Annotated in this window: 12 protein-coding genes and 2 tRNA genes; 2 read left to right on the top strand and 12 right to left on the bottom strand. The window is 50.5% G+C overall.

What is annotated here, in order from left to right:
• Positions 1-13 precede the first annotated feature (13 nt).
• Positions 14-86 (top strand) — tRNA-Phe (locus tag CRN95_RS12025).
• 146 nt (positions 87-232) lie between these two features.
• Here the strand turns inward: CRN95_RS12025 and CRN95_RS12020 are convergent.
• Positions 233-1,426: an HD-GYP domain-containing protein gene (locus CRN95_RS12020; protein WP_097021036.1), complete on the bottom strand. Its 1,194-nt coding sequence runs from the start codon at positions 1,424-1,426 to the stop codon at positions 233-235.
• A gap of 88 nt (positions 1,427-1,514) precedes the next feature.
• Here CRN95_RS12020 and CRN95_RS12015 point away from each other — a divergent pair.
• Positions 1,515-1,595, top strand: a tRNA-Ser gene (locus CRN95_RS12015).
• Between the two features lie 33 nt (positions 1,596-1,628).
• Here the strand turns inward: CRN95_RS12015 and CRN95_RS12010 are convergent.
• The 11 genes from CRN95_RS12010 to CRN95_RS11960 all read right to left on the bottom strand — a co-directional run bounded on the left by CRN95_RS12010 (position 1,629) and on the right by CRN95_RS11960 (position 12,256).
• Positions 1,629-2,339, bottom strand: coding sequence for a ComF family protein (locus tag CRN95_RS12010; RefSeq protein WP_097021035.1), 711 nt, complete (start codon positions 2,337-2,339; stop codon positions 1,629-1,631).
• 120 nt (positions 2,340-2,459) lie between these two features.
• Complete coding sequence (rodA, locus tag CRN95_RS12005; RefSeq protein ID WP_088631312.1) at positions 2,460-3,707, bottom strand: rod shape-determining protein RodA; 1,248 nt, start codon at positions 3,705-3,707, stop codon at positions 2,460-2,462.
• The gene (mrdA, locus tag CRN95_RS12000; protein WP_097021034.1) at positions 3,704-5,557 is read right to left on the bottom strand and encodes a penicillin-binding protein 2; all 1,854 of its coding nucleotides are present in this window, start codon (positions 5,555-5,557) and stop codon (positions 3,704-3,706) included. Before mrdA ends, rodA begins: the two co-directional genes overlap by 4 nt.
• Positions 5,550-6,035 carry a rod shape-determining protein MreD gene (mreD, locus tag CRN95_RS11995; protein WP_097021033.1) on the bottom strand — a complete coding sequence of 162 codons (486 nt, stop codon included), beginning with the start codon at positions 6,033-6,035 and terminating at the stop codon, positions 5,550-5,552. Before mreD ends, mrdA begins: the two co-directional genes overlap by 8 nt.
• Positions 6,028-6,855, bottom strand: coding sequence for a rod shape-determining protein MreC (gene mreC, locus CRN95_RS11990; protein WP_088631315.1), 828 nt, complete (start codon positions 6,853-6,855; stop codon positions 6,028-6,030). Before mreC ends, mreD begins: the two co-directional genes overlap by 8 nt.
• Positions 6,856-6,874: 19 nt before the next feature.
• Positions 6,875-7,897: a rod shape-determining protein gene (locus tag CRN95_RS11985; RefSeq protein WP_088631316.1), complete on the bottom strand. Its 1,023-nt coding sequence runs from the start codon at positions 7,895-7,897 to the stop codon at positions 6,875-6,877.
• A gap of 64 nt (positions 7,898-7,961) precedes the next feature.
• Entirely contained in the window at positions 7,962-8,324 is a 363-nt protein-coding gene (locus tag CRN95_RS11980; RefSeq protein ID WP_235003023.1) for a hypothetical protein, read from the bottom strand.
• Positions 8,325-8,472: 148 nt separating this feature from the next.
• Positions 8,473-9,774: a hypothetical protein gene (locus CRN95_RS11975; RefSeq protein ID WP_097021032.1), complete on the bottom strand. Its 1,302-nt coding sequence runs from the start codon at positions 9,772-9,774 to the stop codon at positions 8,473-8,475.
• A gap of 164 nt (positions 9,775-9,938) precedes the next feature.
• Entirely contained in the window at positions 9,939-10,865 is a 927-nt protein-coding gene (locus tag CRN95_RS11970; RefSeq protein WP_088631319.1) for an AgmX/PglI C-terminal domain-containing protein, read from the bottom strand.
• A gap of 3 nt (positions 10,866-10,868) precedes the next feature.
• Entirely contained in the window at positions 10,869-11,363 is a 495-nt protein-coding gene (locus CRN95_RS11965; RefSeq protein ID WP_014546558.1) for a biopolymer transporter ExbD, read from the bottom strand.
• Between the two features lie 2 nt (positions 11,364-11,365).
• A complete protein-coding gene (locus CRN95_RS11960; RefSeq protein WP_088631320.1) occupies positions 11,366-12,256 on the bottom strand; it encodes a biopolymer transporter ExbD in 891 nt (296 codons plus the stop codon).
• Between the last annotated feature and the right edge of the window lie 38 nt (positions 12,257-12,294).

Genomic DNA, 12,294 nt, shown 5'->3' with positions numbered 1-12,294 from the left:
GGGTCACCAAAATGGTTCTGTAGCTCAGTTGGTAGAGCAGTGGACTGAAAATCCGCGTGTCGTTGGTTCAATTCCAATCGGAACCACGAAGAAACCTCGGTGAAAACCGAGGTTTTTTCTTTATTTTCCGCATTTTTTAATTGTCATTCCCGCCCCGAGCGGGAATCTCCCTCTTGCAATACCAAAAAGAAAAGCCCGCACAACGGCGGGCACGGCAAAAATCTAGAGTGATTTAAATCACTGGCGGCAAGAGCTTTTTCTTGACGAACTCACCATCTGGTTTATAGCAAGAGTAAAATTCGTCCCAGTGCTCCATGAGAATATCGATGAGCTCCGGCTGAAAATGCGAGCCGCTGGATTTTTTCATTTCTTCCTTGACGCGGTCTTCGGTCCAGGCGGGTTTGTAGCAGCGCGGGCTCGAAAGGGCATCAAGAACATCGGCCACCGCACAAATGCGGGCTGCAAGCGGAATTTCTTCGCCTTTAAGCTTATCCGGGTAGCCAGTACCGTCCCAACGTTCATGGTGGGCACTCGCAATGTCAGACGCCATGCAAAGCAAATCCGTCTTGGAATCGCGCAACAACGTACGACCGATAATGGAATGACTCTTCATGATGTTGAACTCTTCAGGCGTCAGCTTGCCCGCCTTGTTCAAAATCATGTCCGCAATACCGACCTTGCCAAGGTCATGGAGCGGAGCCGCATAGTAAATCAGTTCCTGCAGATCAGGCGGGAGTCCAAGATACTTGGCGAGCTTCAACGAAATTTCAGCGACACGGTGAATATGGTCGCCCACTTCCTGACTGCGGAATTCGGAGACCTCGCCCAAAATACGGATAAGCTCCATATGAGCGGACTTGAGTTCCTCGGCCTTGCGTTCCAGCTGTTTCGCATAACGTTCCAGTTTCTGCGCACGAATTGCAGATTCAATCGTCTTCGCAGAATAGACCGAAATAAGCTTGAGGCGTTCCAAATCCTTCTTGGAGAAGAATACGTTATCGCCAACCTTATTGATAGCTTGGAATACGCCCATCACGCGATTATCGCTTTCAAGAGGCATCGTCATGACAGACGTTGTATGATAGCCGTTCTTGATATCGCTACGACGATCAAACCTAGCATCGCGGTACGCATCATCGACCAAAAGCGGTTCACCAGTCTTAAGCGAATAACCGACAAAACCAGCCGAGAGCGGAATGCGAAGTTCACTTACACCATGAGCAACCTTGGTCCACAGTTCGTTCTTCTCCTCGTCAATAAGCCAGAGAGAGCAACGATCGGCCTGCACAATACGGCGGCCCAAATCGGCCATGAGCACAAGGAGACTGTCCATTTCGTGCTCTGCAGCAATCTTGGGCATATATTCAAACAAGAGAGCGGCAACTTCGCCGTCCCCAAGATCGGTATATGCTCCTTGGTTATTCATCGTATGTAAAAAAATAATTAATCTTCATCAAAAAGCAAAGTATCGTTGACGATATACGGCTTTTTTTTCTATTCTTTGCGCACCAATTGGAGGAATAGGCTAATTGGTAAGTCAGCGGTCTTGAAAACCGCCGCCGTAAGGCTTGGGGGTTCGAGTCCCTCTTCCTCCGTAAAAAGCGTTTCCGAACATCGGGAGCGCTTTTTTATTTGTAAAAAGCACGGCAATCTGCAGCAAAATCCGCCACAGCCGTCGCAGGCTCGTCGTAAATCAGCGTACACACCTTAAGAGGGAGCGGAAAATCCGGTCCAAACGCCGCCAAGCACGCCGAAGTCGTCGCCCCCGTCGTAAAAACGTCATCCACAACGACAACACTCCCCCGCGTAGGCATTTTCCGTGGGAAATTTGATACAAACGCACCTGCCACATTCATTTCGCGTTCCTCTTTCGAGAGCTTAGTCTGCGAAACAATAAACGTCTTGCGCTTTAACCAACGGCAAACCTTACCTCCAGTCGCAGTCGCAAGCGCCGCCGCCAAAAGCTCCGCCTGGTTGTAGCCACGCTCGCGAAACCTCGCCCTATGGAGAGGAACAGGCACAAAGTATAGCGGCTGAGCAAGCAATAAAAGTTCCTGCGCCACCTCCCCGAGCTTTACCGCCGACGAATGACGCACTAGGTAAGATGCAAGCCCGGGAATATTCCTGTACTTGAGCGCATGCACCAGCCGCCTGGTCAATGGCCTCATCGGAAAAAGGCAAAACGCATCCTCGTTTGGAAACTTGGGCAAACACGATTCACGCACAAGCTCCGATGCACACGAGGGGCAAAGCCACGGGTCAAGCCTTTCCGAAGAAGTCCCGCACCCCAGACATTCCATCCCGAAAACAAAATTAGCGACCGTCCGCAAAAGTTCCATAAAGCCTCCTGTTATCAAGGAGCACAAAGCGCCCCTACTCTATAACACGCTTTTTTCAGACAAAACGAACGGTAAAATTTTATTTAAACAATCAACTAATGACTATTGACCAACAACTAATTACTTGTTTCCCTGATACCGCAGGCACATCAAGAGCCCCACGAGGAACATGCACACAAGCGCAAACGAGCCACCGTAAGAGAGGAACGGCAGCGGAAGCCCCGTCACCGGCATAAGCCCAATCGTCATTGCAATATTCACCGTGATGTGGAACAAGAATATCGTGCACGCGCCCATCGTCACAAGCGTCACAAACGGGTCATCGTTCGTCTTGCAAATCGATGAGGCTCGCCACAAGAACAACGTAAACAGCACAAGAATTGCAGCACACCCGACAAAGCCAAACTGCTCCCCGAGCACGCTAAAGATAAAGTCCGTATGTTCTTCGGGCAAAAACGAGAGATTCGTCTGCGAGCCGTTTCCAAAGCCCTTGCCCCCAATGCCGCCGCTACCAATCGCCGTAAGCGACTGCAACACCTGATAGCCATCGCCAAGCGGATCACTCATCGGATCCAAGAACGTATTCACGCGCTTCTGCTGGTGCGGTTCGAGCATGTTCCACACCATCGTACTGGCATACCCCGCCAAGATGTTCGTCGCAATAATCACGCCCGAGAATTTTTTGGACAAGTGCCTACGCAACACAGAGAACACGACAAGGCAAATCAAAATGCCCCACAAGACCTGCAACACCATCGACTGCGAATGCGAAAATAGCACCGACAAGACAGGGCTTACAATCAAGAACAAGTCCGTAAACGTGAGGCCCGCAAAAAAGAACCCGACAAGCGTCACTGCCGTAAACACAAGCGCCGTGCTCAAATCCGGCTGCTTCAGCACAAGCAAGAACGGAACAATAAACAGTCCTAACGGCACCAAAAAAGACTTCAATTTATGCAAACTCACCGGATGTTTCGAAAGCCAGTACGAAATCGTAATCAAGTACGCAATCTTTGCAAACTCCGAAGGTTGCAACTTGATTACCTTCAAGTCAATCCAGCGCCCCGCCCCCTTTACATCGCCCGCAAATATGAGCACGAACAACAGCAAAAATAGAGCAATCACATAAGACGGCACTGCCACGCGCTTAAGCCAGTCGATTTTCACAAACACAAGGCCTACCGCAATTGCAATACCGGTCAAGAAGTAAATGATCTGCCTAAACCAGTGCGTATCGTAAACAGCCAGTTCTTCGCCCACAGTCGCCGAATACACGAGGAACACGCCAAACGTCATGAGCGTGAGCGTCACGGCAATAAAGAACCAGTCAAACTTTAATGACTTGTCTTGAATGCGGTCGGTACTCATTCTTGTTCCTCTTCTTCTTTACCAAAAAACGCCATCAGCACTTTATGAGCAATCGGTGCTGCCACAGAGCCACCGCCGCCGCCCGCTTCCATAATCACAGCTACCGCAATTTGCGGGTCTTCAAGCGGAGCGACCGCAGCAAACCAGGCATGCGTCTTCTGCCCTTTTTTCCATTCGCCAGAACCCGTCTTTCCGCCCACGCGAATTCCAGGTACAGCAGCTTTCTTGCCCGTTCCTCCCGGATGGTTTACCACAGAGTCCATTGCATTCAAGAGCACGCGATGTGTCTCGGGCTTCATCGTTCCAGGACGGATGATTTCAGGCTCATAGCGGCGCACCACGTTACCCTGCGCGTCTTGCAGTTCCTTCATGAAGTGTGGTCGGTAAACGCCCTTGTTCGTTGCCAGAGAGCCTATAAACACAGCCTGCTGCAAAGGCGTTACCATCTGCCCCTGCCCAATCGAGAGATTCAGAATAAGCCCGCGGGCCCAGCGCCAGCCCAAGCGCTTATTACGGCGGTTGAACGAAGCCGAATCCGGAAGCCAACCTGCACGTTCCCCTGGGATATCTACGCCAAGCAACTGTTCGCCATAGCCAAAACGACGTGCAAACTCATTGATGCGAGCCATATCTATTTCAAGGCCCGCCTGATAGAAATACACATCGCACGAAAGTCGCAGCGCATGCACCACATTCAAGTTTCCATGCACACCCCAACATCTCTGGTAACGCGCCCCGTACTGGTAACCGCCCGTACAAGCTTTCGGGTAATACTTTGTCTCCGAAATAATCCCGCTTTCAAGCCCAGCGCCAGCCGTCACGAGCTTAAAAATCGAAGCCGGCGGATAAACGCCCGAAATCGCACGGTTTGTGAGCGGTCGCATCGAATCCAAAGCCACATGAGCCCACCCCTTGTTGCGTTCACGACGCTTCAAGGAAAAGATGTTCGGGTCCAGTCGCGGAGACGAAACCATAGCCAAGATTTCACCATTGCGCGGGTCAATCGCCACCAAGGCGCCTTTCGCCGAATCAGGAATCGCCGCTTCCGCCGCCTTCTGCAGTTTCAAGTCAATCGTCGAAACCATGTGGAGTCCCGGTTCCGGCGCAATAAAGCCGCCCACATCCGTAAGCGTACGCACCTCGCGCCCCGAAGCATTCACTTCCACAAGCTTAAGCCCGTTCTTGCCGCGGAACTCCTTGTCATATTCCTGCTCCAATCCTTTTTGCCCCACGCGGTCGCCCTGCGAGTACGATTCATATTCCGTGAGCTTCAGCTGCTCTTCCGAAATTTCACTCGTGTAACCGAGCACATGCGAGGCTAGCGTTCCATAAGGGTATTCACGGCGCGATTCAATAATCACCGAGACACCCGGCAGTTCCGTCGAATGTTCTTCAATGACGGCGACCTGCTCCATCGTCGCATCTTCGAGAATGCGGACCGGACGCGTACGCACCCAGCGAATCCTCTGGAACGCAGTATCGAGCGAAAGCGAATCAAAAAGACGCACGCCAGCCGCATCACGGATGTTCAAAAGCTTCTTGAAAATGGAATCCCTATCCGCTTTTTTACGCGGCATTTCAAGCGCCTGGAGCGCAATCTGGTACGAGGGGCGGTTACGCACCAGCACATTCCCGTTCCTATCGTAAATGTAGCCTCGGTCAGCAATCAACTCAATTCGACGCAAGCGGTTATTTTCGGAGCGCTGGAAATTCTCTTCATAATGCAGGTACTGCAGCGAAAAAAGCTTGAACAAAATCACCGTAAAGACAAGAACCGTCCCCGCCAAAAAAATCAGGACGTTCCAATTCCTACGAACTCGCGCCTCGTTCTCCGAAGTATCGTTATACATCCGACTTCTTCCCCGAAGTGAGGTAGAACAAAATACCGCCAATAACTACAGTGTAAATGCTTTCCGGTACCGTTTTCGTCAGGAATAAAGTCGTCACGACATCCTTTTCGAGACCTGTAATTAAAAAATAGAACATATCGTTCACATAGAACGCAAGCCCAAGGACGCCCACTTTCGGAGGCAAGTTCAGCGTAAGGAAATGTTCTTCAAGCTGCCCCACGGCAAAGCCAACAATCGTCATGGCAATGGTATTCGCCCCCAGCCACTCTACCGGCGCATAGACATCCAGCGAAAACCCGGCCAAAAATCCCCAGAAGCAACCCGTACCAGCCCCAAAACGCAAAGCCACGGATACAATGAAAATCAGGATAAAGTCGGGCCCAACGCCCAAAATCTTAAGCCAGTCGCCAATCGTCGACTGCACCGCAAAAGCGATGACAAACATCAGGAGCGTCTTCAACCATCCGTAATTACTCATCGAGCAACTCCTGGATAATCCAATCCGGTTCCTTCTGCATCACAAACACTTCTTCCAAGGTCGAAAATTCCTGGAACGGCTTCACATCCATGAGGCTCATCACGTCCAGATCCGCCTTGCGGACCTTGTGCACCGTGCCCACCGGGATACCTTTCGGGAAAATGCCGCCAAGCCCCGACGTAATGAGCGTATCGCCCTCGGCAACGCCAGCATGCGACGGAATCATCGCCGAAAGCAAATGACCGTCTACAGACTCCAAGAAGCCCACCACACGCGTACGGCGCTCGAGCACGGAGAGTTTCAAGTTCGGGTCCACCATGAGCTGCACGCGCGAATGCGTAAGCGAAGCCTTCGAAATCTTCCCGACAAGGCCGTTCATCGACATCACCGGCATGTTCTCTTTCACGCCGTGATGCGTCCCGCGATTGATTACGAGAGTCGTCAGAAAACGCCCGGGGTTATGCCCCACCACGCGAGACGTCACAATCGGGAAATCCCACTTGTCGTCAAAACGCACCAGCGTATGTAACCTCGCCAGTTCCTGCAAGCCCTCGCTCGCGTGGTAAGTCTCCTGACGGAGCCTTGCGTTTTCCGCCTTCAGATGGTCATTTTCGGCCTGCAAAGACTTAAAGTCGTTCACAGAGGTCATCAAAAGCTGCACCGGGTAAAACACCGTCGAAAGCGCCTTGTCGACAATGCTCTCGCGCACTGCCGTCGAAGACGCATGCATCAGAATCCCTAAAACGAGAAAAAAGGCAAAAGCGACAACGCCATGCCTTTGGGTAAACAGATCGACAATAAAGCGAAAAGCTCTAAGCATCGAAGTGCAATTTCAGAATTTAGGTAGAAGAAGCCACCAAAACAGGACGGTACTTGTCCAGGTCTTCGAGAATGCGGGCAGCACCCTTGCAAACGCAAGTCATCGGATCGTCGATCACGTTCACGGAGAGACCCGTTTCCTTGCGGATACGTTCATCGAGGCCGCGCAACTGGGAGCCACCACCCGTGAGGATGATGCCCTTGTCATAAATATCGGCAGAAAGTTCCGGGAGCGTGATGCTCAAAGCCTGCTTCACGGCTTCGATAATGGCCGTCACCGGTTCATTGATGGCTTCGCGGATTTCGGCACTACCGATAGGAATCGTGCGCGGCATACCGGCAATAAAGTCAAGGCCCTTGACTTCCATCGTCAATTCTTCTTCGAGCGGACTAGCAGAACCGATCTGTATCTTGATCTGTTCAGCAGTGCTTTCGCCAACACAGAGGTTGTACATAGTGCGAAGGTAGCGCACAATGGCCTCGTCCATTTCATCACCGCCAACGCGCACAGAGCCGTTGCAGTCAGACTTGTTCAAGGCAATCACAGCGATGTCAGACGTACCGCCGCCAATATCCACAATCATGTTACCGACAGGTTCTTCAACAGGAATGCCCATACCAATAGCGGCAGCCATCGGTTCGTGAACCAGGTGGACTTCCTTTGCGCCAGTCATCTTGATAGCATCGATCACGGCACGCGTTTCCACTTCAGTAATTCCGTTCGGAACGCCAACCACCACACGCGGTTTTACCATCCACAACGGATAGCGCTGCACACGCGTAATAAAGGTGCGCAAAAGCGTTTCCACAAGTTCAAAATCAGCAATCACGCCATCGCGCATCGGGCGGATAGCACGGCTTTCGCCAGACGTACGACCAAGCATCTTCTTAGCTTCGCCGCCAATTGCAGTCACGCGATTGCTCTTACGGTCAACAGCAATCACAGTCGGTTCGTTAATGACAATGCCCTGTCCAGCCACGTGGACGAGCGTATTGGCGGTACCCAGGTCAATACCAATATCACAAGAGAAAAGTCCGAACAAAATTTGGCCCTCTAAAAAAGAAATCCCACAACCCAAATATAACTAAATCAAGCCCGTTTATAACCTATGGATTTTTGTCCTTGCCAAATTTTAGAACCTTGGAATAGCGGTCCCAATGCCTGCCATGGACCTCGTAACGGTACTTGCGCTTTTCGTACATAGCGAGGTCGCGATAGATGTAAAAATCGACTTCGGCATAGGCTGCATAAATCTCCGCCTCGGCGCCTTCGAACAACCTAAAGTCACGAATCTTGTAATACGGTTCATCGAGCAAATCAGCCTTCGTCGCATTCGCATTCAAGGTCTCTGCAACCATGAACTTCAAGTCCTCCTGCAAATACGAGAGGAGCTTCTTTTCGATACGCTCCGTCGGTTCCGAACAAGACGAGAGCAGTACAAGGAATATGAGGGTTAAAATTTTCTTCATGCCCATAAAATAAAAAAAGAAACGCACCCAGATGGAGTGCGCTTCGAAAATTGTTGCTAGTGTTTAGTTGTTGGTCATTAGTCGTTAGAATTATCGACTCAAGCCAATGACCTTAACTAATGACTACTAACCATTGACTAATGACCAGTTAGAACGAGTACGTTGCAGAGATTCTGGAGAAGAGACGGCCTTCGCCCTGGAACGGGTTGCGGAAGAGGAGGTCTTCAGCAACGGTCACGTCGATCTTCAACTTTTCTTCGATGTTGATACCGAAACCGAAGCCAACATGGTCCTTAGAGGTACCGTCAGCAAGCGGATTCGTGGTGAAGAAGTTGCCATCGTCCTTGCAGATACCATAATGATCCTTGGTGTACTTGTCAGCATTCTTGTCGTTGACATTGCACTTTGTATAAAGGATAGACTTCTGACCGCCAACACGGATCACGAACCAATCCCACCAAATGTTACGTTCGATACCGAAGCTGATCATGCCACCGACATCGGTACGGTCGTCCCAAATCTTGTTGTCTTCGTTACGGGAATCGTAAGTCCAGACACCTTTTTCATAGAACCAGTCATGAGCCTTTCTCTTGTTATAGATAAAGTCCAAGCCCATCCAGAAGAAGCCACGGTCGAGAGCGACGTTGACACCAACGCCAACCTGAGCATGCTTTTCATCCAGACCCGGAGCATCGATGAACTTGAGGTTCAAGGCCGGCACGAGTTCGCCGTTAATGGCGTCCAAAGTAAAGAATGCACGAGACTTGATCAACCAGGAGAAGTTGCCATCGTCAAAGAAGTTGTGGTGTTCCGGACCGTACTGGATACGGGCCAAAGCAAGAGAGAATTCCAAGTCGAAGTAGTTCGTGAACTGGAAGTTCATACCACCGTCAGCCTGCACAACAGAGGCAAAGGAGTTCTTGGACACCTGGTAGTTGCCATCTTCACCCTTGTCACCACCATCCTGCGTTGCAATATAAACATGCAAGCCCCAGGCATTGCCGTCCGAGAGCGTACCACCCAAGAAGCCGTCGAAGTTCGTCACTGTTTCAGGGACATTAGTAACTTCGCCATTGTCACCGATGACCTTGTTCGGCAAATACTGCATAAGTTCAGCATTCACACGGCCAAAGAGACCACCGATAGAGATACGCGGGTCCGGGTTGTTGTCATCGCCAATAGCAATGGAGAAAATGCCACCAAAGCTCGGATGCTGCGGATCAACGTTTCCACCAGCCTTCAAATCGTTGTCGGTATAAGGGCCGAATTCACCAATCAAGTAGTTGGAGTAGAGATTGATGTTTGCAGCGTTATCAAAAATGCTCACATCATCCATGATGTAAGTGGTGTTTTTGCCCATAGATTCAATACGGGCGAACGTTGCAAAGGCAGATCCGACACCAAGAATTCCAAATGCGGTACCGACCGCAGCTACGGTTTTTAAGTTCATGGAATAACTCCTATTGAAAATTCTTTTATAAAGTTAGTTTTATAAAAGAAAAAACGCAACAAAATTTTAATGAAAGACCATTTTTTTTGACATTATACCCAAAATCGAGATACAAAAAAAGACCAGACTCGCGTCTGATCTTTTTTTCAAGCTTTTGGAGTGAATTATTCGGAGAACGTGAACGGAATCGTAACCGTCGTGTTACCGGACTTCACCTTGCTGAAGGTCCAGCGGCTCACTGCATTCTTGACTTCGGAGTCGAATTCTGCGAAACCGGTCGTCGAAGAAACAGTGGAGATGCTGATGATTTCGCCACCCGGAGCGATCGTGAATCTCAGAGTAACCTTACCCTGGAATCCCGGCTTCTTCTTCAGGCACTTGTTATAGATGTGGCGAAGACCCGGAGTACGCTGGCGGACAACCTTCATGATGTCTGCAGCGGAACGAGAACCACCACCGGCACCCATGTCGATATCACGCATAGACGGAGTCTTGATGGAACCCTTAGCCTTAGTAGCGATACCACCGCCACCACCGCCAAGGAGACCTGCAAGGCCGTCACCGATACCACCGGAACCACCTTCTGCATAACCTTCATTGAAGCCACCATTAGCCTTACCGCGACGGCCACCGAGAACGGTCTTACCCGTAGTCTGGAGACCAGCGACGTCCTTGAGCACCTTATCGATGTCCTTGGTGAACTTCTGGTTCTTCATCAAGTCATAAGCAGCAGCAGAGGCATTCTTGGTCTGAGCAGTGAGGAGCTTGAGCACGCCGCGAGTCTGCGGAGCGTTCGGCTGGCCCTTACCGCGCGGCTTACCACCGCCACCAGCTTTCTTACGAGGCTTCTTCGGTTCGGGCTTCTTCTTTTCTTCCTTCTTTTCTTCCTTCTGCTCAATCTGCATGGAAGTAGTAAGGTCCACGGAATCAGCGTTGTCGAATACGACTTCAGCAACGACCTGTTCGTACATGGAAGCCCAAATACACATAGCCAAAGCGATCACAAGAGAGACACCGGCGATTGCGCCCATCTTCTTGTCGGATTCCGGCATGAGCGACGCAATAAACGGATCTATGTTCTTCTTTGCCATTGATTATTCCTCCCCGCCGTTCTTTTCCATCACGGCGAATGCGATATTCGTGTATCCGGAGAAGCCGCAAGTGGCCATCACCTTGTACATCGCATCATACGGGATGTTCTTGTCAATCTGGACAATGATGTGACCAGCTTCGTCAGCAGGAAGGCCCATCTTGAGAGCGTGTTCCTGTTCGATAGCGCGACGGTCCTTCAGGATTTCGTCCACCTTCGTAACGAGGAGGTCTTCCTGAGCGAGAACGTCAGCGGTCGGCACGACCTTTTCATTGTCAACGATAACGTAGTTAGCATCGACCACGACAGTCAAAGAAACTTCCTTCGGCTGGACCTTGGAGGTCGAGATCGGAAGAATCAAGTTTTCTGCCTGGGTCAAGAGCTGACCTTCAGCGTCCATGTTCTTGATCATGAACACCAAGATGATGGTCATCATGTCCATCATGGACGTTAAGGAGAAAGGTACGTCTTCGCTATACTTACGAGATTTTCTAGCCATGATTAACCTCCCAACTTTGCAAGGTTGATCTTGCTGAAACCAGCTTCCTTAGCACGGTCCATGAGCTGGATGATCTTATCGAACTGAGTGTCGTCGTTTGCAACGATGATGATGTTATCAACGTCGTCCAAGTCGATGAACTGAGTATGGATTGCGATCAAGTCCTTAGCAATGAGATCGTATGCGGAGAGCGGATAAACCATTGTCTTGTCACCCGGCTTGAGAGTACGGGCAGAGTTCGGCTGAAGCGTTGCAACAGCCATGCCCGGAGTCGGAGCCTTGAGAGCGGCCGGCTTCTGCAAACCCATTGCGCCTTCACCCGGAAGGGACAAGAAGTTGTTGGCGCCGTCTACATAAGCACTGTCGGCATGAGCTTCTTCAGAGCTACCGTCGTTCTTATATGCGGCCCAGATGACCTTACCCGGGTCTTCTTCAGATTCTTTCTGAATAGCCCAGAGTTCGATGGTTTCGATTTCGTAGAGATACTTCTCTTTGTCCATTTCGGAACCATCTTTGCACTTCGGTCCATGTCCACTTTCAACAGCCGTCTTCACGTCTTCCATCGGATACGTAACGAGCTGAGCATCAGACTTGCAACGGAACGTCCACATTTCCTTGAAATAGACGTTCGGCTGGAAACCACCGCGTGCACCGATAACAAGGTAGTTGTTAGCGATAGCGAGGGACAAGTTCAATGCCTGCTCATCAGGTGGAGGCGGCACGTCATTGTCCATGATCATCTGGCTGCGTTCAGGCAGGTTGACTTCGACAATGGCGAGTTTGGAGAAAGCAGTCATGGTCAAAAGCATAGGAATCAAGATGGTGAACAAGCCCATCGCCGGAAGCAAATCCGGTTCTTCGACCTTTCCTGGTTTCTTGATATTTTTTGCCATGTTTATTTAAACTCCAGTTAAAATTAAACTCTCTGATT

It is taken from the genome of Fibrobacter sp. UWB16 (assembly GCF_900215325.1).
GTDB lineage: Bacteria > Fibrobacterota > Fibrobacteria > Fibrobacterales > Fibrobacteraceae > Fibrobacter.
Note: the sequence above shows the minus strand (reverse complement) of the source record. Positions and strands in the feature narration are given on the sequence as shown.